Origin of the sequence: Nocardia sienata NBRC 100364 (assembly GCF_001613205.1) — a bacterium.
GTDB classification, from domain to species: domain Bacteria; phylum Actinomycetota; class Actinomycetes; order Mycobacteriales; family Mycobacteriaceae; genus Nocardia; species Nocardia sienata.
The window spans coordinates 1-23246 of sequence record NZ_BDBX01000027.1; the positions used below are offsets into that span (position 1 = coordinate 1).

Below are 23246 nucleotides of genomic sequence, written 5' to 3' on the forward strand. Positions count from 1 at the left end.
CGCCGCCGATAAACACAGCTACTCGGCCATTCGGGCGGCGCGGTCGGCGGTGGCCAGGGCGTCCAGGAGGGCGTCCATTTCGCCGTTGAGGACCGCGTCCAGGTTGTGGGCCTTGTAGCCGATGCGGTGGTCGGCGATGCGGTTCTCCGGGAAGTTGTAGGTGCGGATGCGTTCGGAGCGGTCGACCGTGCGGATCTGCCCGGCGCGGCCCTCCGCGGCTTCCTGTTCGGCCTGCTCTTCGGCCAGGGCCTGCAGGCGCGCGGCCAGGACCTGCATGGCCCGGGCTTTGTTCTGTAGCTGCGAACGTTCGTTCTGGCAGGTGACGACGATTCCGGAGGGCAGGTGGGTGATGCGGACCGCCGAGTCGGTGGTGTTGACGCCCTGGCCCCCCTTGCCGGAGGAGCGGTAGACGTCGATACGCAGATCGCTCTCGTCGATCTGTACCTCTTCGACTTCGTCGGGTTCGGGATAGATGAGGACACCGGCGGCCGAGGTGTGGACTCGACCCTGCGATTCGGTGACCGGCACCCGCTGCACGCGGTGCACACCGCCTTCGAACTTGAAGCGCGACCACACCCCGTCGCGGGCGGCGTCGCGGCTCTTGATGGACAGTGTCGCCTCTTTGTAGCCGCCGAGGTCGGAGACGGCGGCGTCGAGGATCTCGACCTTCCAGCCGCGGCGTTCGGCGTAGCGGACGTACATGCGGGCCAGGTCGGCGGCGAACAGCGCCGACTCTTCGCCGCCTTCACCGGATTTCACTTCCAGCACCACATCGTCACCGTCGTGCGGGTCGCGGGGGGCGAGTAGATCAGCGAGTTGTTTCTCGAGTTCTTCGAGCTGTTCTTCGAGGCCGGGGACCTCGGCGGCGAATGCCGAATCGTCGGCGGCCAGTTCCCGGGCGGCTTCGAGGTCGTCGCGGGTGGCGGAGAGTTTCTTGTAGGTGGTCATCACCGGTGCCAGTTCGGCGAACCGCTTCCCGACCCGTCGCGCGGCGTCCGGGTCGTTGTGCAGGGCCGGGTCTGCCAGCTGGGTTTCCAGTCCGGCGTATTCGGCCAGCACATCGTCGATCGCGGACGGTGCGGTTTTCTCGGCCATGAACGTGGCTCCTACTCGAAAGGACGACGCGGGGAGGGGTGGGCAGAAAACACCAACGCCCGGCCTGCGACTGGGCAGGACCGGGCGTTGGCGAGAAAGCTACTTGGCGTCGGCTTCCTTCTTGGCACGCTTGCCGTAGCGGGCCTCGAAGCGGGCCACGCGACCACCGGTGTCCAGGATCTTCTGCTTGCCGGTGTAGAACGGGTGGCACTGCGAGCAGACCTCGACGGTGATGTGTCCCGATTCCTTGGTGGAGCGGGTCTGGAAGGTATTACCGCAACCGCAGACCACCGTGGTGTCGACGTAGGTCGGGTGAATTCCTGCCTTCATGGGTGTCCTCTCGATATTGGTCGCCGGGTCGCTCGGGCGTCTGCGCCGAACGTGAACCGGAACCGACTTCAGGCGGGATTGCCTGCGCGAATCGCAGACGCACGGCGGCCAAGTATGCCAGAGCCACCGATGCCTGCTGCAACGCCCCCACCCCGGGATTTGTTCCGCGCGCCCTCGTTGCTCGTGTATCCGAGCCTTGCCCGGATTCGGCCCGAGACGGTCGCCGGAACGTCGATGATCCGGCAACGCGCCGGACCGGGTGCCGCTCGCATACTCCACGGGACGCTCGGGACGTCCGGCACCTGCGCGCCGTCGCATCCACGACCGGGCGGCCTGGGAGCTGTCACGGCGGCCCGGCCTCTTCAATTGCTGCGTGTGCCGGGACAGGCTTGCCGGGAAACGAACAACCGTCGCGGCCTCACCCGAGAAACGACCAGCGGGTCGACCTTCTCGGAAGGTCGACCCGCTCGGTGCCGAGTTCAGCGAGGCCCCCGAAGGGTCGCGGCCCGTCTCGCCGTTCAGGCCTCGAAGCGCATGCGGCGAAGCCGCGAGTCTCGAGGCCTGAACGGCGAGACCGAGGGGGCCTCGACCCCGCGGCACCGCAGGCGCCGCCATGAACACAGCTATTCGTCCAGCGCACCCGGTGCTGTCTTGGAGACCTGCATCAGGAACTCGAGGTTGTTCTTGCTCTTGCGCAGGCGGTCGATCAGCAGGTCGATGGCCTGGTGGGAGTCCAGACCCGACAGGACGCGACGCAGCTTGTGCAGGACCGCCGCCTCGTCCGGGTTGAGCAGCAGCTCGTCCTTACGGGTGCCGGACGGGTTGACGTCCACCGCGGGGAACACGCGCCGCTCGGCGATCTTGCGGTCCAGTTTGAGCTCGGCGTTACCGGTGCCCTTGAACTCCTCGAAGATCACCGTGTCACCGGTCGAACCGGTTTCCACCATCGCGGTGGCGATGATGGTGAGCGATCCACCGTTCTCGATATTGCGCGCCGCGCCGAGGAAGCGCTTGGGCGGGTACAGCGCGGTGGAGTCGACACCACCGGACAGGATGCGCCCGGAGGCTGGCGAGGAGTTGTTGTACGCGCGGCCCAGACGGGTGATCGAGTCGAGCAGCACCACGACGTCCTTGCCCATCTCGACCAAGCGCTTGGCCCGCTCGATGGCCAGTTCGGCGACCGAGGTGTGGTCGGACGGCGGCCGGTCGAAGGTCGAGGCGATGACCTCGCCCTTCACCGAACGCTGCATATCGGTGACTTCTTCGGGACGTTCGTCGACCAGCACCACCATGAGGTAGCACTCGGGGTTGTTGATCGCGATCGCGTTGGCGATGTCCTGCATGATCGTGGTCTTACCGGCCTTCGGCGGGGACACGATCAGCGCACGCTGGCCCTTACCGATCGGCATGATCAGGTCGATCACCCGGGTGGTCAGCTTGTTCTGCTGGGTTTCCAGGCGCAGCCGCTGGTTCGGGTACAGCGGGGTCAGTTTGTTGAAATCGGGGCGGCGCTTGGCCGAATCGATTTCGGCGCCGTTGACGGTGTCCAGCCGCACCAGCGGATCGAACTTCTGCCGCTGGTTGCTCTGTTCCCCGTCGCGCGGCGCGCGGACCGCACCGGTGATCGCGTCACCGCGGCGCAGGCCGTTCTTGCGGACCAGGTTCATCGAGACGTAGACGTCGTTCGGTCCGGCCAGGTAGCCGGAGGTACGCACAAACGCGTAGTTGTCCAGCACGTCGAGGATGCCCGCGACCGGCTGGAGCACGTCGTCCTCGCGGATCTCGGGCTCGCGCGCTTCACCGCCGCCACCGTCGCGGTCGCGACCCCGGCGACGCTCACGGAACCGGCGGCCACGGCGGCCACGGCCGCCTTCCTCGTCGTCGCCACCTCGATCGCCGCCGCCCCGGTTGCCGGAGCCGCGCTGATCGCCACCCTGGCCCTGCTGGCCCTGGTTGCGGTCGCGACGGCGTTCGCCCTGCTCGCCGTCCTTACCGTCTTTGCCGTCCTGCTTGGCGCCCTCGTGCTTCGTGCCGTCCTGCTGCTTGGCATCCTCACCGGCGGGCTCGCCGTTCTTGGGCTGCTGGTCGCGGCCACGACGCTGGCGGCCGCGGCCACGCTGGCCGGCATCACGGCCCGTATCCTCGGCGCCCTCGGCCGGCTTGTTGTCGGCTCTGCCTTCGGTCCGGGCGCCGGACTCGGTATCCGCGGCGGTGCCGGCGGTGCCGTTGGCGGTCGCCGAGCCGTTGGTGGCGGCCTGCTCGGGCTTGCCCTTGTCCGCGGCCGCGGAATCCTTCTTCGCCACGGTATCGGCGGCGGGCGCTTCGACCGCCGGAGCCGACGCGGCGGCGGGCGCGGCCTCGACGGCAGGCGCCGCGGTCCCGGCCTCGGCAGGCTGGTCTGCGGTTTTACGTTCTTTGGCAGCCTTCGCGCGGGTGCTGCGCTCCGCGGCGGCGGGTCTGCCGGCCTGGTTTTCCTTGATGGCGGCGATGAGATCACCCTTGCGCATACCGGAGGTGCCTCGAATTCCGAGTTCCCCTGCCAGTGCGCGCAACTGCGGCAACAACATTCCAGTCAGCCCCGATCCGATGTCGGTGTTCTCGCTCATCTTCGAAGAAATCTGTCCGGAGTCACTTTCGCGGTTGCCCGAGGGTTCGGAGTCGGATACCACCCCGGGTGTCGCGAGCAGGTCCGTATCTGTCACGGAGATCCTTTCCTTCCCTCGATGGCCGTGTGCTGTGTCGAGGGTTCGTTCCGTAGCCCGATCTCGCTGCCGGACTCGGATTTGTAGCCGTATCGCCTGCCCCTCCGGGACCGGGTGCTTCGCCACCGCTGGAAAAGGTGGAAGAGATCATTCCAGTTGAGCGGCTGCGCGGCACCCCCATGGCATGAGGGCTCGAGCCTGGAGCCTGCTGGAGCGATTGCCCTGATGAAGCACCGGCGTCTGATGCGCGCGATGTACGGACTTGCCCAGGATAGCGGGCAAGTACGAGGGTCGGCAAGGCGGACGCGCCCGTCAGCCGATCTGCACGCCCTCCGCGATGCCCGGTTCGATCACCCGGAGCCCGTCCGCGGCCGCCGACAGCCGTAGCTCTTCGGGGAAAGGACAGGTCAGAAGGGCGAGCACGGTGGGCCCGGCGCCCGAGACCATGGCCGCGATGCCGGCATCACGCAGCCGCTGGATCCACGCGGTGGTCAGCGGTAGCGCGGGGGCGCGCTGGGTCTGGTGCAACCGATCCGCGGTGGCCGGGAGCAGCAGATCCGGGCGCTGGGTCAGCGCGACGACCGCCAGCGCGGCCCGGCTCACGTTGAACGCCGCGTCCCGGTGCGGTACCTGTTCGGGCAGCAACCCGCGGGTCTGCGCGGTGGAGGAGCGCTCGTCGGGAACCAGGACGACCGGATGTACCGTGGGATGCGCGTCGAGGCGGACCGCCCGGTAGAGGCGTTGCGGCGCGCCGATATCGGTATCCGGGCCGGGGCCCGTCTCGGTCCAGGACACGACGATTCCACCGAGCACACTGGCGGCGGCGTTATCGGGGTGGCCTTCGAATTCCGAGGCGAGCTGCACCAATTGATCGGTATCCACCGCCAGAGACGAATCGAATCGCGCGGCCAGCGCCCGCCCGGCGGCCAGCCCGCCGACCACAGCCGAGGCGGAGGAACCCAGTCCGCGGGAATGCGGAATCGCGTTCCGGCACAGCACGTCCAGGCCGTCGGCCCAGATACCGGCCGATTCCAGCCCGCGTTCGATCGCCCGTACCACCAGATGGTTTGGCCCCCAGGCCACCTCGTCGGCGCCTTCGCCCTCCATCCGGATGTTCAGGCCGGAATCGGTACTGCGCACCTCGATCTCGTCGTAGATCCCCAGGGCCATCCCCAGCGAATCGAAACCGGGACCCAGATTCGCGGTGGATGCCGGCACCCGGACCGAGACCGTGATACCGGCCGGCAGGGTCGGAGCCACAAGCCGGCTTTCGCGCGTATCCACCGTCAGGCCAGTTCGAGTCGTGCGGCCACGGCGACCGGGTCGACCTGGATGGCCTGTACCTCGGGCATGCCGAGCAGGGCGGTATCGGGGTCCTTGAGCCCGTTTCCGGTGACCGTGCAGACCACCGTCTGTCCGGGCTCCAGCCAGCCCTCGGCGTGGGCGGCCAGCACACCGGCGACGCTCGCCGCCGACGCGGGCTCCACGAAAACACCCTCTTCGGCAGCGACCAGACGGTACGCGTGCAGGATCTCCTCGTCGGTGGCCGCGCGGAACGCGCCGCCGGATTCCTCCTTGGCCGCCACGGCGCCGTTCCAGGAGGCGGGCGCGCCGATCCGAATGGCGGTCGCGATGGTTTCCGGGTGGCTGACCGGGGCGCCGTTGACCAGCGGGGCCGCCCCGGCCGCCTGGACGCCCAGCATGCGGGGCAGCGTTTCGGTCACGCCGTCGGCCCGGTATTCGCGGTAACCCCGCCAGTAGGCGGTGATGTTGCCGGCGTTGCCCACCGGCAGCGCGTGTACATCGGGGGCCCGGCCGAGCACATCGCAGATTTCGAAGGAGGCGGTTTTCTGCCCCTCGATCCGCGCCGGGTTCACCGAGTTCACCAGGCCGATGGACGGGAAGTCCGAGGTGACCTTGCGGGCCAGTTCCAGGCAGTCGTCGAAATTGCCCTCGACCTGGATGACCTTCGCGCCGAGCATCACGGCCTGGGCCAGTTTGCCCATGGCGATCTTGCCCTGCGGGATGAGCACCGCGCAGGTCATCCCCGCGCGGGTGGCGTAGGCGGCGGCCGAAGCCGAGGTGTTACCGGTGGAGGCGCACAAGACCGCCTGCTGACCGCGGTATTTGGCATCGGTCATGGCCATGGTCATCCCGCGGTCCTTGAACGAACCCGTCGGATTGGCGCCCTCGACCTTCAAGTACACCTCGCAGCCCGTGAGCTGCGACAGACGCGGCGCGGGGACCAGCGGGGTCCCGCCTTCGAAGAGGGTGACCGGTTCCCAGTCGGCCGCGCCCGCGAGCCGGTCGCGGTAGGCAGCGATGAGCCCGGGCCAGCGGGAGTGCACTCCGGCCTGCGGTGCGACGCCGACGGTGGGCCCACCTGTCGCACCGCCCCTGACGGAATCGCTGCGCGATGCTGTTGGCCCACCCGTCGCCCCACCGCCGCCCCTGACGGAATCGCTGCGCGATGCTGTTGTCATTCCTCGGTGCCTTCCAATCTCAGAACGCTGGTGACAGATGTGACGGATTCCATATCCGACAGCGCGGCGACGGTCTCCGACAGAGCCGCCTCGGTCGCGAGGTGGGTCACGACCACCAGTCGCGCCTTGTCGTCGTGACCCTCCTGCCGGACAGTCGAAATACTCACTCCGTGGTGGGAGAATTCGCCCGCCACCCGCGCCAGTACGCCGGGACGGTCTTCGACCTTCAGATTCACGTGATAGCGCGTCGGGGTGTCGCCGATCGGCGCGATCGGAAGCTCAGCATAGACCGATTCGCCGGGCGCCCGGCCACCGAAAAATTTATTGCGGGCGGCCATGACCAGGTCACCGAGGACAGCCGAGGCAGTCGGCGCCCCACCGGCGCCCTGCCCGTAGAACATGAGCCGCCCGGCGTTCTCGGCCTCCACGACCACCGCGTTGAACGCTCCGGTCACCGCGGCCAGCGGATGTTTGCGCGGGATGAGCGCCGGATAGACGCGCACCGACACCCGGTCCTTGCCGCCCTCGGCCGGGGTGGGTTCGCCCGCGCCCGCCGGGACCCGCTCGCAGATGGCCAGCAGTTTGACGGTGCAGTCCAGCGCGGACGCGGTTTCCAGGTCCTCGGCGGTGATCGTGGCGATGCCCTGCCGGTAGACGTCGGCTGCCGTCACCCGGGTGTGGAAGGCCAGCGAGGCCAGGATCGCCGCTTTCGCGGCAGCGTCGTAGCCCTCGACGTCGGCGGTTGGGTCGGCTTCGGCGTAGCCGAGGCGGGTCGCTTCGGCGAGGGTCTCACCGTAGTCGGCACCCGTCTCGTCCATCGCCGAGAGGATGAAGTTGGTGGTGCCGTTCACGATGCCGACCACCCGGTTCACCCGGTCGCCGGACAGCGACTGGATGAGCGGCCGCACCACCGGGATGGCACCGGCCACCGCGGCCTCGAAGTACAGGTCGGCGCGGCTGCGTTCCGCGGCGGCGGCCAGTTCGCCGGTGTAATCGGCCAGCAGCGCCTTGTTGGCGGTGACCACGGACTTCCCGGCGTTGAGCGCGGCCAGGATGAGTTTGCGGGCCGGATCGATACCACCGATCACCTCGACCACCAGGTCGACGTCGGGCCGGGCGACCAGCGCTTCGGCATCGGTGGTGACCAGTTCGGCGGGCAGTCCGCGGTCGCGGTCGAGGCTGCGCACCGCGACTCCACGCAGGGTCAGCGGCGCGCCGACCCGGGACTGTAGATCGTCGGCGTGCTCACGCAGGATCCGCACGACCTCGCTACCCACATTGCCCATCCCCAGTACCGCGATACCGATCGGGCGGTCCGGCCCCCATCGACCCGGTACCACCTCGGCCCCCTCTGGCATGCTCGCCCCTTTCGTCGCGTCCATTCAGACCTCCAGACCGAGCAGGTCCTCGACCGTTTCCCGGCGCAGGATCAACCGGGCCGTGCCGTCGCTCACGGCGACGACGGCGGGACGGGTCAGCATGTTGTACCGGCTCGACATGGAATAGCAGTAGGCACCGGTGCCGGCCACCGCGATGAGGTCCCCCGGGCCCGCATCGGCCGGTATCCAGGTGTCACGGATGATGATATCCCCGCTCTCACAGTGTTTTCCGACAACGCGGGCGACGACCGGCGGAGCCTCGGAACCCCGGGACACCAGCTGGCAGTGGTAGTCGGCCTGGTAGAGCGCGGGCCGGATATTGTCGCTCATCCCGCCGTCCACGCTGACGTAGCGGCGGCGCAGGCCACCGTCGAGCGAGACGTCCTTGATGGTGCCGACTTCGTAGAGGGTCACGGTACCGGGGCCGGCGATGGCACGTCCCGGTTCCACAGCGATACGCGGGACAGGTAGCCCGGCGGCTTCGGCCTCGTGAGCGACCAGCGCGCCGAGTTTCTCGGCGAACATGTCCAGCGGCGGCGGATCGTCGGAGGGCAGGTAGGAGATACCCAGACCACCGCCCAGATCGAGCAGCGATATCTGCGAGGTGCGTTCGACGCCGAATTTGTCGACGGCGTCGCGCAACAGTCTCAGCATCCGGCGGGCGGCGATTTCGAAACCGTCGATTTCGAAGATCTGCGAGCCGATATGGCTGTGCAACCCGACCAACCGCAGATTATCGGCCTCGAACACCCGCGCCAGCGCTTCCATGGCGTCGCCGCCGGAAATGGAGAAACCGAATTTCTGGTCCTCGTGCGCGGTGGAGATGTATTCGTGGGTGTGCGCCTCCACACCGACGGTGACCCGGACCAGGACGTCCTGGACGACTCCGGCGGCACCGGCGACGGCTTCGAGCCGCTCGATCTCGATCAGCGAGTCGACCACCACATGACCCACACCCGCCGCCACCGCGGCCTCGAGTTCGGCCACCGATTTGTTGTTGCCGTGCAGGGCGATGCGCTCGGCCGGGAAGCCCGCGTGCAGCGCGACAGCGAGTTCACCGCCGGAACACACGTCCAGCGACAGACCTTCGTCGCGGATCCAGCGCGCGATCTCGCCACACAGAAAAGCCTTGGAGGCGTAGTGGACTCGCGAATTCGGCCCGAACGCGCGCACCATATCGCGGCAGCGGGACCGGAAATCGTCCTCGTCCACCACGAACAGCGGCGTGCCGAACTTCTCGGCGAGTTCGGTGACCGGCACCCCCGCCAGCCGGACCACATCGTCGGCGCCGCGGGTGGCGTTGCGCGGCCACACCTGCGCGGGCAGGTCGATCAGCTGCCGCGGATCGGCCGGGCGCTCCGGCAGATTCGGGGCGTGCGGGATCTCGGCATGCCGGGGCCCGGCGGGATGGACACTCATCGGTCTTCCTTCCTCGTCCACTGCCGGAACAGTCGGTCGATGCGATTACCGGGCGCGGTCACATCCGCTCCGGAGCGGTGACGCCGAGCAGGGCCAGGCCGTTGGCCAGCACCTGCCGGGTCGCGTTCACCAGCACCAGGCGGGCGGCGTTGACCGGCGATACGGGCTCGTCGCCCAGCGGCAGTACCCGCAGGGCCTTGTTGGTCTGGAACGGGTGGTAGGCGCCGGCCAGTTCCTCCAGGTATCGCGCGATGCGGTGCGGTTCCCGCAGGGTCGCCGCACTCGCCACCACCCGCGGGAATTCGCCGATGGTGCGGATGAGCGCGCCTTCGAACTCGGAGTCGAGCAGGGCGAAATCCGGTGTCACCGTGTCGTATTCGAATTCGGCGGCATTGCGCGCGATGGACGCGGCGCGGGCGTGCGCGTACTGCACGTAGTACACCGGGTTCACGCTGTCCTGTTTGGCCCACAGGTCCAGGTCGATATCGATGCTCGAGTTCACCGAGCTGCGCACCAGCGAGTAGCGGGCGGCGTCGACGCCGATGGCCTCCACCAGATCGTCGAGCGTGACCACGGTGCCCGCGCGTTTGCTCATCCGCACCGCCACACCGTCGCGCAGTAGGTTCACCATCTGGCCGATGAGCACCTCGACGCTGTCGGGGTCGTCACCGAACGCGGCGGCCGCGGCCTTCAACCGGCCGATGTAGCCGTGATGGTCGGCGCCGAGCATATAGATGCACAGATCGAAACCACGCGACCGTTTGTCCTGCAGATAGGCGATATCGCCGGCGATATAGGCGGCGTTCCCGTCGCTCTTGATTACCACACGGTCCTGATCGTCACCGTATTCGGAGCTGGCGATCCACCAGGCGCCGTCCTTCGAATACAGGTCACCGGAATTCTTCAGCGTATCCACCGCGCGTTCGACCGCGCCCGAGGCGAACAGCGAGCTCTCGTTGAAGTACACATCGAAATCGGTGCCGAATTCGTGCAGCGTTTGCTTGATGTGCGCGAACATCAGTTCCACGCCCTCGGCGCGGAACAATTCCAGTCGTTTTTCCGGTTCGAGTTCGGCCGCGCCGGGATGGTCGGCGACGATCCGGTCGGCGATCTCGCCGATATAGGCGCCCGCGTACCCGTTCTCCGGGGTCGGCGCGCCCGTGGCGGCGGCGACCAGCGATTCGGCGAACCGGGTGATCTGCGCGCCGTGATCGTTGAAGTAGTACTCGCGGGTGACCTCGGCACCCTGCGCGGCCAGGATCCGGCCCAGCGCGTCGCCCACCGCCGCCCAACGGGTCCCGCCCAGGTGCACCGGACCGGTCGGGTTGGCGGAGACGAATTCCAGATTGATCTTCGTACCGGCGAGCGCGTTCGCGGTGCCGTAGGCCGCCCCTGCCGCACGCACCTGCTCGAGCACCGCACCCTGCGCGGACGCGGCGACCCTGATGTTGAGGAAGCCGGGCCCGGCGACCTCCGCGGCGGCGACGGCCTCGGTATCGCTCAGCGCCTCGGCCAGCCAGCCGGCCAGATCCCGCGGGTTGGTCCCGGCTTTCTTCGCGACCTTCATCGCTACATTGGTGCTGTAGTCACCGTGCTCCGGATTCCGGGGACGCTCCACATCGACCGTGTCGGGCAGCACCGCGGCATCCAGTCCACGTTCGGCGAGGACCTTCGCCGCGGTGGCGTGAAGGAGATCTGCAAGGTCGGCTGGAGTCACGAGTCTCTATCCTATGGTCCGAGTGGGTGCGCGCCGCGAGTGGGCACCGCAGCTCGGCACTGTCCATCGACGTGGAAAGAACTGGGACCGGTATGCCGAACAGGACGAGCGCCAAATCGGCCAAGGCCGTGAAGGCGGCGGGCAAAGTCGCGGGGGCGCGCGCGAGCAGCAGCAGGAACAAGGGCAAAACGCCGATCGGCCAGCGAATCCCGTGGCTCACCATCGGCGCGGTCGTGGTGCTCGTCGGACTGATCGCGGCCCTGGCGGTGAACCTGGTGCCCAAGTACCAGGAGAAGGCCGCCCTGGAGAAATTCACCCCCTCCGAGCAGCAGAAAGACCCCTCCGACCAGATCGAGGGCGTGGTGAAGAAGGAGTACCCGGCCGGTCTGCACGTCGACGCGACCCAACGGGTGGCCTACGACCAGACCCCGCCGTTCGGCGGCCCGCACGATTCCTCCTGGGCCAACTGCATGGGAACCGTCTACGACAAGGCGCTGCGCGACGAGAACGCAGTGCACTCGCTGGAACACGGCGCGGTGTGGATCACCTACAACCCCGACAAGGTCGACCAGTCCGGGATCGACACGCTGAGGAAGAAGGTCGAGGGTGAGCAGTACATGCTCATGTCGCCGCACCCGGGCCAGGAAGCACCCGTCTCGCTGCAGTCGTGGGGGCATCAGCTCACGGTGAACAGTGCCGACGACGAGCGGATCGGTCAGTTCATCACCGCGCTGCGGCTGAACAACTTCGCCTACCCCGAGGTCGGCGCGGACTGCGCGACGGTCGCCTTCGACACCCAGAACCCGCCGCCCTACGACCCGAGCGAACCGGGCCCCGACGCCGTGCCGATGGACGGTGCCGGCCTGCAGCCCGACCAGAGCGAACTCGGCGGTCTGGGAATGCCCGGCGGCGGGCTGCCCGGTGGTATCCCGGCGATCCCGGGGATGCCCGGCACCCTGCCGGGCCAGCAGGCCCCCGGCGCGGTACCCGACCAGCAGGCTCCTGGTACCGCGTCCGACCAGCAGGCTCCCGGAGCCGGCTCGTAATGCCGGAAACGGAAACCTCCGAGGCCGGACCCCGCACCGAGTCCGGCTTCCGCGCGCAGCTGCGCGACCAGCGCACTCCGCTGCTGATAGTCGCCGCGATCGCGCTGCTCGTGGTCGGGTTCGGCGCGGGTGTGCTGTTCTCGCCGGACGGATCCGGCGGGCCCGAGCCGGGCCCGGTCGATATCGGCTTCGCCCAGGACATGTCGGCCCACCACACCCAGGCGGTCGAGATGTCGGGGATCGCGCTGCTGGGTTCGGCCGATCCCGCGGTGCAGCGCCTCGCCTACGACATCCTCACCACCCAGCAGAGCCAGATCGGACGGATGCAGGGCTGGCTGCAGATGTGGGGCGCCCCGGCGCGCGGCACGGACGGCTATATGGGCTGGATGCACGACACCGGCCACGGTGGGGACCAGCACAGTGAGGGTCACGACCACGGATCGGGGACACACGGGTCCGGAGCCGTGGCCGCGATGCCGGGTATGGCGAGCACCGAGGACATCCGGCGGCTGCGCGACGCGCGCGGCACCGATCTCGATGTGCTGTTCCTGCAACTCATGCTGCGCCACCACGAGGGCGGGGTCCCCATGCTCGAATACGGCGCCGAACACGCCGGAACCGGCGAGATCGGCATTCTGGCCGGGCAGATGCTCGCCGCGCAGCAGGGTGAGGCCCGGCTCATCACCGATATGCTCGCCGCTCGCGGCGGCCGGCCGCTGCCCCTGAACTGAACCGCCACCACTCGTTTTGGCCGCATCGGCGATGATGCGATACGCTGTGGTCCGCCCGATCGACCGGCTCCCGGTCGCACCGGGTGGATCCCCGCCCTCGTAGCTCAGGGGATAGAGCGTCTGCCTCCGGAGCAGAAGGCCGCAGGTTCGATTCCTGCCGAGGGCACGCACGAGGAAGGCCCCCGACCAGCTGGGTTCTGGTCGGGGGCCTTTCTCGTTCCTGGCGTCAGCGAGCCTGAGTGTCACGAGTTGTCACAACCTCACCCAAAGTCTTCGCAGCCGCCCGCAGTGCCTCGTCCTGCGAATGGGTGTAGATCCTCGCTGTCACGCTCGCGTCGGCGTGACCCGGCCATGCTGCCATCACGGCCATCGGGACCTTCCGGAGATGCATCGTCGTCCCGCAGGTGTGACGGGCATCATGCAGCCTGATATGCCGGACACCCGCCTTTTTGACCGACATAGTCCCCGTCCTGGTACGCCTCCCCCAACTGGAGCTTGTCCGCCGCCTGACGCCGACGAGCCCGCCGGACTCCCCCAACGTCCGCACCGACGATTCCGGTTCCCAGCGCGATCGGCTGCCGAATTCAGCTATATAGGATCAAGAGCGCCGGCGCCGGCGCGCCGCCGCCACGCGCCGGCGGGACCTGGCTACGCCGGCGGCCCCACCGGCGCGTCGGCGGCACGCCGGCACCACTCGCTTCCGATCCGAGATGGTTGATTTTCGAAACCGAGAAGTGTGTGCACGCCACCATTCAGCCCGGCCATTCGAGTGGCGGCTTGGTCGACCTCGGGCCTGTCCGATGGATCTTCGTGGCATACCGGTACCTACTCTGAGTTGGACGATATCGGCCACCTCAGCCTCTCGAGGAAGAACCAGTGACACCGTATTCCCTTGAGTTCTACATGGACGTGATCACGTCCGGAACGGTCCTCGGCGCCAAGCCGACGGACACTCCCGACCAGGTCACCGCCATCCTGGGCTCCAACTTTGCCGAGAACTCCCTGGACCACCAGAGCATGTGGCGCGACTACGGATTGGTTGAGTTCTTCTGGTTCCGGGAATCACGCGACAGCCCCTGGAAAGGGCACCACTTCACCCTGCAAGTTCATCGACTTTCCTACGGCGGCAGCACTGTCAACAAGGTAATTCACGATCGGTACGGCCGCTTCGACCGCCATCTTCGCTTCGACAAACTGGCGCGACTGCTGGCCAAGCGCGGCGTGCACACGGAGGACATCCCGCATCCCTACAATCCGGCCCACACCCTGCACTGGCAACCTGCTTCTCAGGTCTCCGTCACAGTGTGCCGGTCTCGTGGGGAGGGAAAGCGTCGTCGTGGCGGTGCACATCTCGGTGACGTGTCTGCCGTCTCATCGTCGACAAGTGCCGAGCAAGTGGCCTGGTTCAAGTCGCGCTATGGTGACCAAAACGTCTAGATACGTCCGATCTCTGCAGCTCAGGGTCCGGTACTGACAGCGGAGAAGCGCTTCGCGCCGAGGTGCCGGGTGTCACGTCAATGTCACAAGTACCACGAAGACAGGCATACGACGAGATACCGAATCGCGAGGTAACCGACCATCATCGTCCGGCCGAAGACAGCGAAATACGGTTCTGACCTGCCTGCGGAGCAGAAGACCGCAGGTTCGATTCCTGCCGAGTGGCATGCGGTGGCACCACCTCGACCGAAATCTTCGCCCGCTCCACCGTCCTACGGATGCGGGTGGACGAACCCGCGGCGGGGCGCCGATACGCCCTGGTCGCCTCCCCTGTGTAGCGAGATGGATTCTCCGCCGGGAACCGCCCGCCGACGAGATCACCGGCGGGCGGCACATTGCCCGCTCCTGTCGTCACAGGCCGGGGCCGAGTCCGGGCATCATCCCGAACATCATCGCCAACATCCGCTGGAGCATCTCCATCGAACCCATCGTTGTCATCTCCTTCGCTACAGATTCTCTACTGGCCCCCGACTCATTCGCCGCTTACCGCACCCCCGCGACCGGAAACAGGCAAACGGCGATTTCCTCCACTTTCGGTCGGCATACGCCGCGGGTCCGCACCTCGCCTCCCGGTAGCGATCCGACCTTTTCCGCGTGCATGTCCGGCCGGCCGGAACAGGCAGCCCACCGTCGCCATCGGTCGGCGACTAGTTGTTCGCGCGCTGAATCGAGCGCTGGACGAGGCCGCGGATACCGGGGAGCCGGATGGCGCGCAACATGAGATCCCCGGCCCAGACATGCGCACGAGTGGGTGGGGCGAATCGGCTCATACCCTTGCGGGCGAGAGCTTGCCGCTTACGGACCTCCGGGCGCAATGATTGCTCCCAGGCGGCGAGTGCGGTGGAGAAGTCGTCGCCGTGGGCCGCGAGGGCGGCGCCGAGCCGGTCGGCGCCGTCGAGGGCCAGGGCCGCGCCGTAGCCGGCGAAAACTGTGACACACCAGGCGGCATCGCCCAGGAGTACGACCCGGCCGCTACTCCACCGGTCGATGACGATCTGGCCGACCGAGTCGAAGTAGGCGTCGGCCGGGTCGGCAGTGAGCTGCCGGAGAGCGTCGGCTACCCCGCGTCCGAGATCGCCGAACGCCGCGGTGAGCGCCGGTGCGGCGCCGCGGGTCAGCTCGGCCGCCGGGTCGGGGCTGCGGTAGGTGAAGAACGCCGAGGAACGGCCCGGTCCCAGGTTCATCACCGCGGCGGTGCGCCGGGGTCCGAGAAAGGTCGTGCCGACACCTTCGGCGACGTGCTCGGGCACGGTGTCGAGCGGAAAGGCGCCCACCATGTGGTTCAGCTGCACCAGATAGTCGGATTCGGGGCCGAAGACGAGTTCACGGACCCGGGAGTGCACACCGTCGGCGCCGATGAGCAGGTCGGCCCGCAGGCGTGTGCCATCGCTCAGGGTGATCTCGACGGCGTGGGGATCCTGGGTCACCGCCCGCACCGTGGTGCCGAATCGGATATCGGCGTGCTCGGCCACCGCGTCGTAGAGCGCCGACTCCAGATCGCCACGGAAGAGGCTCAGCGCCCGGTCTCCGACCGCGGCCTGCGCGACGGCGGCGGGAACGGTGAACTTCTCCCGGCCGTCGGCGTGAACGAGCACCGAGGTGAAGAACCCGATATCGCGCGCAGCGAGCGTGGGCACCAGGCCGAGCCGCTCGACGGCGTCGTATCCGGGCCCGTGCAGGTTCAGCAGGTAGCCGCTGCTGCGCCGCGCCGGAGCTCGTTCGAGCACGACGACATCCCAGTCTTCGGCTTGCATTCGCAGGGCCGCCGCCAGCCCGGCGATTCCGGCACCCACGATCACCACTCGTTTCGTCCGGGAGCCGCTGGGGTGTCGTGCAACGTTCTCGACATCGACCATTACCGCTCCTCGGACTTCGCTACCGTCCACATGCCGTCAACTAATAGTTGACGATATTTTGATCGTCAACCCCGCGTTGACGCATGGCACAGGCGACGGGTACCGGCACGCTTTCGTGCCGGTACCGGCATCACCGCTGGGCGCGCGGGCGCGGTCAGCGCGGCGTCAACCGGACCACCGGGTATTCGCGATCGGATTTGCGCTGATACTTGTCGTAGCGGGGCTGGGTGGCGGTGATGTGCTGCCATGCCTGTGCCCGCGCGTCACCGTCGAGACGCTGGGGCGTCACCGGTACGGCGGCGCGGCCGTGCAGTTCCACCGCGACGTTCTCCGGATGCGCGACCAGGTTGGCGTACCAGTCCGGGTTGCGGTCGCCGCCGCCCGAGGCGACCACCAGCCAGGCGTCCTCGCCGTCGGCGAACCAGGTGATCGGGGTTTCGCGTGGCTGCCCGGTGCGGCGGCCCGTGGTGTGCAGGATCAACATATCCATGCCCAGATACCTGCCACCTTTGCGGCGGATCCAGCCGGTCGTGCGGACGTTCATCGTGCGCTGGAACCACAGCGAGAGCTTCCGCAGCGGGCCGCCCGCTGTGGCGTCGGGGCGGCCCTGCCCCTGATTCCCTGCCATCTGCCTACCTCCAGTCGGTCATCCGGATCGCGATGCGCTTCGGCGCACCGCGCTGGGCCACCTGGCCGGTGTCGACGTTAGCGCCGGCGCGCCCGGCAGAGCTTCTCGATTCCTGATCGACACGCGCAGCTGTCGCGGCTGTGATCGAACACCGGAGCGGGCCCTCGGATGGGTCCGGCTCAGTCCAACGCGTTCGCGAGGCGGGCGTGCAGATCGAGCAGTTCCGGGATCTGACCGGCCGGGCGGCGACCCATCCCGCATTCGGTGGCGATTCCGAACTCCGGCACGAACTCTGCCGCGGCCTTGATGCGGCGGCGAGCACCGTCGAAACCGTCGGAGGCGTGCACCAGGCCCAAGAAGAGGGTTGTCTCCGGTGCTGTCGCCAGGCCCTCGAGCGGGGCGAAATACGCGGCGTCGGTGCGCTCTTTCGGGACAGGCAGGTGGACCCAGTTCAGCGGCCGCTTCAGCGCGGTGGCCACACCGGAAGCCACATCGACAAGTTTCGAGGTATCGGCGGGTTCGACGAAATGCCGATGACCGAAATCGCCGTAACAGAGGTGATAGCCCAGCTCCACGCCGGCGGGAACCGCATCACCGAGACGGGCGAGCCGCTCGATGACGCCGCCCAGCCGGGCGGGATAGTCGTCGCCGAACCAACACGGGAAGACACCTTCGAACAGAGCGAATTCGACGGGCGCGTCCCATTGAATCGCCAGATCCTCATGGGGAATCGCCGAGGTGATCTGATCCAATTCGGCAAGGACAGCTGCCTCGTAGCGGATCTCCAGTTCCGCTTGGGGGCCCGCGACGAACGCGCCGATCACCGAGATCGGGGTCGGCAGACCGACCTGGAATCGGACGCCCGGCCGGAGCACCCCCTGCGCGCGCAGTTGTTCGAACACCCGCCATGACGCGCGGGCGGCCTGTGCATACCCGAGCGTGCCGAAATCAATTGTCGCCGCGTCGATGCCGGGGGCCGGTTGCACCCGCTCGCTCGGTCCGTATTCCGGGCTCGGCGGCGGCACGGTGACGAGGCCGGGGTGCGCCTGCAGCCTGGGCAGCTGCCACACCACAAAGTTGTCACGCTCTCCGGTCTCACCGTCGGGCACTCGGGTGATATGCCCACCCAGACGGTTAGCGACCTGCGCGAAGACCTCCGCGGCGTCGGAGAGCGGCACACTGCCGCATAGATGGACACCACGACCGGACATAGAACAAACCTCCACGCATTGCCGGATACCGCCGATAGGAGTGTAGGAGCACCGTCGCCGTTTGCGCGCGCGGAGAACTCGGCCCAGGTGACCTGCCGAAGCGAACTTCGATGCGGGACTTGTCGTAATGTGCGGGAAAATCCCCCGGAACGGAGATTGTTTTGACTCAGCCACCGGCAGGCCCGCCCGCGACCGGTCCGCAGCCGCCCGACGGCAACCCGCGCCCGCGAAAGCGGCGCACCGCTCTCATCGTGGGCACGGTGGCGGCCGTGGCCGTGGTCGTCGCCGCCATCGCCGCCGTGGTGGTGCTGACCGTGCAGGGACGTACCCCGCTGTCCTCCGACGACCAGCAGATCAAGGCCTCGCTGCGCGAGTTCTACGGCACGCTCAGCGACGACGGATTCGCGGCCGCCACCCAGCTGGCCTGCAAAGCCGACCGCGACGAATTCGATGCCATGTCCGACTCGGAGAAAACCGAGGCCGAGAAGCTCGGATTCACGGTCGAGATCGACTCGGTCGACAAGGTCGTCGTGACCGGTGACCGCGCGAAAGCCGAGATCAAGGGCAAGTTCAGCCTGTCCGCACCGGGTGGGGGTGAGGACGAGGAGATGGACGACACCTCCGAAGAGAGCCTCGTGAAAGAGAACGGCCGGTGGCGGGTCTGTTCCTCCTCCGACAGCGACCCGAAATGATCGACGGCGGGCGCCGATGAGCTGCTGCGAGCCCTCACGCCGCAGCGTGCTGGGCATGCTCGGCCTCGCTGCGCTGCTGCCCGCCGCCGGATTCTCCGGTGCCGGCCGGGCGGCGGCGGCCGGCCCGGCGCGGGCGACCGATCTGGAAGTCGTCACGGTCACCGATACCGCCGCCGTGCTCACCTGGACCAGCCGCGACCCCGGCGGCGCGATCCCGGTGCCCACCGACGGCGAGCTACTGCTCGGCCCGGCGGACAGCTCCCGTCCGCTCCGGCCGGTGTGGGCTTCCGAGAACCCCACCCCGTTCCACTACGCGCAGATCGAGGGGCTGGAACCGGGCCGCGCCTACCGGTTCGAGGCGCGCTCGGCCGGGGTGCGGGCCACACCCGCGCTCTCGGTCGCCACCGGGGCGCCGGGCACACCGGAAACCACCGCGACGTTCACCACCCTGATCCCGCCACCGGGGCGGCTGCTGCGAACCCTGGCCCTCGCCAACGACATCCATTACGGAGAAACGGTGAGCGGTCTGGTGGTGGGCGGCCTGCCGCCCGGGATACGCCAGGAGCCGGGTCTGCCGCCCTATCCGCAGATCATGTTCGACGCCGTCCTGGACGATCTGCGCCGCCCCGATCGCGGCGCGGAACTACTCCTGCTGGCCGGTGACCTGACCGCCGAGGCCACACCCGCGCAGGTGCGCGCGGTACGTGCCCGGCTGGACCGCTGGGGCATCGACGGTCAGGATTACCTCGCCGTACGCGGAAACCACGACCGCCCGCACACAGGCGAGGAGTACGCCGACTGCCCGACGGTTCCCGGCGCCACGGACCACCGGGATTGCTGGGCCGAAGTTTTCGGGGTCCGGCAACAGGTGGTCGAACACGAACTCGGCGGTCTGCGCATCCTCGGCCTGGACACCAGCGCACTCGACGGCGCGGGCGGGGTTCTCGACGCCGCACAGTTCGACCGGGTCGCCGAACTCCTGCGCATCGAACCCGATCGCCCCACAGTCGTTTTCGGTCATCATCCGGTCACCGTGGAGTCCGGGCTCACCAATACGGCAGGACCCGGTTTCGTACTCGATCGCGAGACCGCGCTGCGGTTGCAGCGGTTGTACGAGAACGCGCCCGGGGTCTTCTTACAGCACAGCGGCCATACCCATCGCACCCGCCGCACCCGGCCGGATACCGCGTGCGCGGTGGAATTCCTGGAGGTCGGCGCGGTCAAGGAGTATCCCGGCGGCTACAGCCTGCTACGGATCTACGAGGGTGGTTACACGATCAACTTCTACAAGACCCGCACCCCGGAGTCCCGGCGCTGGAGCACGCTGACCCGCGCCGAATACTTCGGCCTGCTCCCCGAGTACACACTCGGCACCTTCGCCGATCGCAATCATGTTGTACTACGGGACTTCTCGGGCCTCGCCTGACCGACCGTGACCCCCGGTCCATGCGCGACCCCGGGCCGGGATCGCGCACGATCCCGGCCCGGCATACCGAGCGAGCGGCGGGAATCGAACCCGCGTGAACGGCTTTGCAGACCGTTGCCTGAACCACTCAGCCACGCCCGCGTGACTCCATGATCATGGCTCGCCACCGCCGCGCGGCACACAGTTGCGCTCAGCCGGATCTCAATCGGTGACAGCGCCCGGGCCGTCAGCGGCGCGGAGGACACCTGCCACCGGGGAGCGCCCACGACGCGGCTCACCGGCGAGGTGCCGTGCAATGATCGAACACATGTCTCGCCCCCGCCCGCTACCCCTCGACCCGATCCAGGAGGCCCACCGCCAATGGGTCGGCCACGGATGGGGTGCGGTCGCCGACGGGATGGCCGCGGTGACCTCACTGGTTCGCGCCCAGCAGATCGTCATGGCGCGCGTCGACGAAGCCCTGCGCCCGACCGGCTTGACCTTCTCGCGCTACGAACTGCTGCAATTGCTGAACTTCAGTGCCACCGGCGCGCTGCCGATGGCGGTGGCCAGCGCGCGGTTGCAGGTGCATCCGACCAGTGTCACCAACTCGGTCGACCGGCTGGAGGCGGCGGGGCTGGTGAACCGGGTACCGCACCCCAACGACCGGCGGGCCACTTTGATCGAGATCACCGATGCGGGAAGGGCTCTCGTCGCCGAGGCCACCGGCTACCTGAACGAGCGCGTCTTCGCGCGGCCGGAACTACCGCCCGACCGGTTGCGAACGCTGCTGCAGTTGCTCGCCGAGTTCCGCCACACCGCGGGAGACTTCGACACCGGCGAGGAACCGGCCCGCTGGGCCGAACCCTGACCGCCGGCCGGACCGGGGCCGGCAAACCCGGCCCGGAACAGGGCGTATCGGATGTTTGCCGGGCCGGCTCGGCAGCGAACGCCTGACAGCCAGGCACCCGCTCAGCACATTTCTCCGTGGTTCGGCTTGGCAACGACCGACCCGCGGCGCACCATATGTTTATGGTGCTGGTTCTCGGGGTATCAGTAGGCGCCTCAGGTGCGCGTGCGGTGCTCACCCATTCGGATCAACCGCACCTGCCGCCGATCGATCGGTGCCATATCCCCCGCCCGGCCCGCGCTTCGGTGGCCGAACCGGCGCTCATCGCGATCCGCCGTATGTACGGCGCCGCCGACCGGCGCGACGAGTACATCACCGGAACCGCGGTGACCTGCCACAACCGGGAGCAGGCCGAAGTGGTGGGCGACGCCCTCGGCACCGGTCGGGTCACGCTGGTGGACGAGCCGCTGGCACAGCTGCGCTACCTCAGATTCACCGAGAAACTGCCGACGACCGGGGTGGTCTCCCTGTTCGACCTGGGCTCCTCCGGGTTGACCCTCACCCAGATCGACTGCCGCACCGACACCGTACTGGCCGGGGCCCACTGTCCAGGGCTGGGCGGCGACGGCTACAACGAACTGCTGTGCGAATGGCTGGACTCCGCCGGTGTGTACACCGACGAAACGGCGGCGCGCCGGTACCGCGAAGCGCTGAGCAGCGCTCGCGTGGTGACCGCCGCCGACCCCGATACCGCCGAACGCGCGGTGATCACTCGCAGTGACCTCGCCGAACTCTGCGCGGACGCGGTGCAGTCGGCCGCCACTCTGGTACACCGGGTGGCCGAGCAGACCGAGGCGGCGCCGGACGCGGTGGCCCTGCTCGGCGGGTGCGCCCGCAATCCGGCCCTGCGCACCCGCCTGACCGAGCTGCTGGACCTACCCGTGGTGTGCGATTCCGAACCGGAGTACGTCTCGGCGCGGGGCGCGCTACTGTTCGCGGCCGAAAGACCCGCCGCCGGTATCCGCACCGCGCATATCCGGGCGGGCGGTCAGGTGGTGCCGCTGGCCCCGCCCGTCGTGGGGCGGCGCAAGGTCTACGCGGCCGCGGCGGTGACGATCGGGCTGGGCGCGACCGTGGCCGGGCTGCTCACAGCGCAGAACGGGGCAGCGCAACCCACCCGGAGCAATTACGTCCCCACCGACATCCTGGACGCGCCGCCCGCGCCCTGAACCGGACCCGGGCCGCGCACCGCACGATCAGCGGTTTGTGAACTTCGCGGGCCGCTTGTCCACGAACGCCGCCATCCCCTCGGACTGGTCCGCGGTCGCGAACAGCGAATGGAACACGCGCCGCTCGAACCGCAGCCCCTCGCCCAGCGTGGTCTCGAAGGAGCGGTTCACCGCCTCCTTGGCGATCATGGCCACCGGCAGCGACATCGACGCGATGGTGGCGCCGACCTCCAGCGCGGTGTCCAGCAGTTCGGCGGCGGGCACGATCCGCGCCACCAGACCGGCGCGCTCGGCCTCCTCGGCATCCATATTGCGGCCGGTGAGCACCAGGTCCATGGCCTTGGCCTTACCGACCGCCCGGGTCAGCCGTTGCGAACCTCCGATACCGGGGATGACGCCGAGTTTGATCTCGGGCTGGCCGAACTTGGCAGTATCCGCGGCGATCAGGATGTCGCAGATCATGGCGAGCTCACAACCGCCGCCCAGCGCGTAACCGGCGACCGCCGCGATGGTCGGCTTGCGGAACTGGGCCAGCCGCTCCCAGCGGGCGAAATAGTCGTCCATGAACATGTCCATGTAGGACTTCGGCTGCATCTCCTTGATATCCGCGCCGGCGGCGAAGGCCCGCTCCGAACCGGTGATCACCACCGCGCCGATCTCGTCGTCGCGTTCGAGTTCGTCGAGAGCGGCGATCACATCATCGAGGACCTGCGCGTTGAGCGCGTTCAGCGCCTTGGGCCGGTTCAGCGTGATGAGGCCGACCTTGTCCTTGCGCTCCAGCAGAATCGTCTCGAAGTCGGTCACAGCACATCCTCTGGTCGAAACGGTTATGAATATCGCCGACGATACCGCGCGGGTCACCACCGGCGGCGAGGTGGTTTTGCCCGGTCGCGCCCACTTGGGGGACCAGAGCGCCGACCGGGTCGAGACGATCGCGGCGGCCCCCACCGCGGGCGGCGGTGGGGGACCAGCCAGG

Annotated in this window: 20 protein-coding genes and 2 tRNA genes; 8 read left to right on the forward strand and 14 right to left on the reverse strand. The window is 68.3% G+C overall.

Annotated features, from left to right (window positions below; all coding sequences use genetic code 11):
• Positions 1-18: 18 nt before the first annotated feature.
• The 8 genes from prfA to argS all read right to left on the reverse strand — a co-directional run bounded on the left by prfA (position 19) and on the right by argS (position 11125).
• A complete protein-coding gene (gene prfA / locus NS4_RS15865) occupies positions 19-1095 on the reverse strand; it encodes a peptide chain release factor 1 (RefSeq protein WP_063060317.1) in 1077 nt (358 codons plus the stop codon).
• Between the two features lie 99 nt (positions 1096-1194).
• Entirely contained in the window at positions 1195-1425 is a 231-nt protein-coding gene (gene rpmE, locus NS4_RS15870; protein ID WP_030522405.1) for a 50S ribosomal protein L31, read from the reverse strand.
• Between the two features lie 623 nt (positions 1426-2048).
• Positions 2049-4127, reverse strand: coding sequence for a transcription termination factor Rho (gene rho, locus NS4_RS15875; RefSeq protein WP_063060318.1), 2079 nt, complete (start codon positions 4125-4127; stop codon positions 2049-2051).
• A gap of 312 nt (positions 4128-4439) precedes the next feature.
• Positions 4440-5387, reverse strand: a complete 948-nt coding sequence (gene thrB, locus NS4_RS15880) for a homoserine kinase (protein ID WP_063060379.1) — start codon at positions 5385-5387, stop codon at positions 4440-4442.
• Between the two features lie 26 nt (positions 5388-5413).
• Positions 5414-6475 (reverse strand): threonine synthase, encoded by a 1062-nt coding sequence (gene thrC, locus NS4_RS15885; RefSeq protein WP_063060319.1) that lies wholly within the window; start codon positions 6473-6475, stop codon positions 5414-5416.
• A gap of 131 nt (positions 6476-6606) precedes the next feature.
• Positions 6607-7968, reverse strand: a complete 1362-nt coding sequence (locus NS4_RS15890; RefSeq protein WP_063060380.1) for a homoserine dehydrogenase — start codon at positions 7966-7968, stop codon at positions 6607-6609.
• A gap of 24 nt (positions 7969-7992) precedes the next feature.
• Positions 7993-9408 (reverse strand): diaminopimelate decarboxylase, encoded by a 1416-nt coding sequence (lysA, locus tag NS4_RS15895; RefSeq protein ID WP_063060320.1) that lies wholly within the window; start codon positions 9406-9408, stop codon positions 7993-7995.
• 58 nt (positions 9409-9466) lie between these two features.
• The gene (argS, locus tag NS4_RS15900) at positions 9467-11125 is read right to left on the reverse strand and encodes an arginine--tRNA ligase (protein ID WP_063060321.1); all 1659 of its coding nucleotides are present in this window, start codon (positions 11123-11125) and stop codon (positions 9467-9469) included.
• A 92-nt stretch (positions 11126-11217) separates the two neighbouring features.
• Here argS and NS4_RS15905 point away from each other — a divergent pair, with 92 nt between their 5' ends.
• The 3 genes from NS4_RS15905 (at position 11218) to NS4_RS15915 (ending at position 13068) form a co-directional block, all read left to right on the forward strand.
• A complete protein-coding gene (locus tag NS4_RS15905) occupies positions 11218-12171 on the forward strand; it encodes a thioredoxin-like domain-containing protein (RefSeq protein WP_063060322.1) in 954 nt (317 codons plus the stop codon).
• Positions 12171-12902 carry a DUF305 domain-containing protein gene (locus NS4_RS15910; protein ID WP_084487344.1) on the forward strand — a complete coding sequence of 244 codons (732 nt, stop codon included), beginning with the start codon at positions 12171-12173 and terminating at the stop codon, positions 12900-12902. Before NS4_RS15905 ends, NS4_RS15910 begins: the two co-directional genes overlap by 1 nt.
• Positions 12903-12995: 93 nt before the next feature.
• Positions 12996-13068 (forward strand) — tRNA-Arg (locus NS4_RS15915).
• A 60-nt stretch (positions 13069-13128) separates the two neighbouring features.
• On the opposite strand, the gene NS4_RS15920 is transcribed toward NS4_RS15915, so the two are convergent.
• Positions 13129-13362, reverse strand: a complete 234-nt coding sequence (locus NS4_RS15920; RefSeq protein WP_369690214.1) for a tyrosine-type recombinase/integrase — start codon at positions 13360-13362, stop codon at positions 13129-13131.
• 416 nt (positions 13363-13778) lie between these two features.
• Here NS4_RS15920 and NS4_RS15925 point away from each other — a divergent pair, with 416 nt between their 5' ends.
• Positions 13779-14339, forward strand: a complete 561-nt coding sequence (locus NS4_RS15925; RefSeq protein WP_063060324.1) for a hypothetical protein — start codon at positions 13779-13781, stop codon at positions 14337-14339.
• A gap of 707 nt (positions 14340-15046) precedes the next feature.
• Here the strand turns inward: NS4_RS15925 and NS4_RS15930 are convergent.
• From NS4_RS15930 to NS4_RS15940, 3 genes are all read right to left on the reverse strand, one after another.
• Entirely contained in the window at positions 15047-16255 is a 1209-nt protein-coding gene (locus NS4_RS15930; protein WP_063060325.1) for an FAD-dependent oxidoreductase, read from the reverse strand.
• Positions 16256-16409: 154 nt separating this feature from the next.
• Positions 16410-16883: a nitroreductase family deazaflavin-dependent oxidoreductase gene (locus tag NS4_RS15935; RefSeq protein ID WP_063060326.1), complete on the reverse strand. Its 474-nt coding sequence runs from the start codon at positions 16881-16883 to the stop codon at positions 16410-16412.
• 179 nt (positions 16884-17062) lie between these two features.
• A complete protein-coding gene (locus NS4_RS15940; protein WP_063060327.1) occupies positions 17063-18094 on the reverse strand; it encodes a hypothetical protein in 1032 nt (343 codons plus the stop codon).
• Positions 18095-18255: 161 nt separating this feature from the next.
• Between NS4_RS15940 and NS4_RS15945 the strand changes: the two genes are divergently transcribed.
• Both NS4_RS15945 and NS4_RS15950 read left to right on the forward strand, forming a co-directional pair.
• On the forward strand, positions 18256-18786 hold the full coding sequence (locus NS4_RS15945; protein ID WP_157106076.1) for an Rv0361 family membrane protein: 531 nt from the start codon (positions 18256-18258) through the stop codon (positions 18784-18786).
• A 55-nt stretch (positions 18787-18841) separates the two neighbouring features.
• Complete coding sequence (locus NS4_RS15950) at positions 18842-20212, forward strand: metallophosphoesterase (protein ID WP_245665441.1); 1371 nt, start codon at positions 18842-18844, stop codon at positions 20210-20212.
• A 69-nt stretch (positions 20213-20281) separates the two neighbouring features.
• Here the strand turns inward: NS4_RS15950 and NS4_RS15955 are convergent.
• Positions 20282-20353: transfer RNA gene (locus tag NS4_RS15955), tRNA-Cys, on the reverse strand.
• A gap of 166 nt (positions 20354-20519) precedes the next feature.
• Here NS4_RS15955 and NS4_RS15960 point away from each other — a divergent pair.
• Both NS4_RS15960 and NS4_RS15965 read left to right on the forward strand, forming a co-directional pair.
• Positions 20520-21062 carry a MarR family winged helix-turn-helix transcriptional regulator gene (locus NS4_RS15960; RefSeq protein ID WP_063060382.1) on the forward strand — a complete coding sequence of 181 codons (543 nt, stop codon included), beginning with the start codon at positions 20520-20522 and terminating at the stop codon, positions 21060-21062.
• Positions 21063-21271: 209 nt separating this feature from the next.
• Positions 21272-22270, forward strand: coding sequence for a DUF7159 family protein (locus tag NS4_RS15965; RefSeq protein WP_157106077.1), 999 nt, complete (start codon positions 21272-21274; stop codon positions 22268-22270).
• Between the two features lie 27 nt (positions 22271-22297).
• On the opposite strand, the gene NS4_RS15970 is transcribed toward NS4_RS15965, so the two are convergent.
• Positions 22298-23074: an enoyl-CoA hydratase gene (locus NS4_RS15970; protein ID WP_063060331.1), complete on the reverse strand. Its 777-nt coding sequence runs from the start codon at positions 23072-23074 to the stop codon at positions 22298-22300.
• Positions 23075-23246 lie beyond the last annotated feature (172 nt).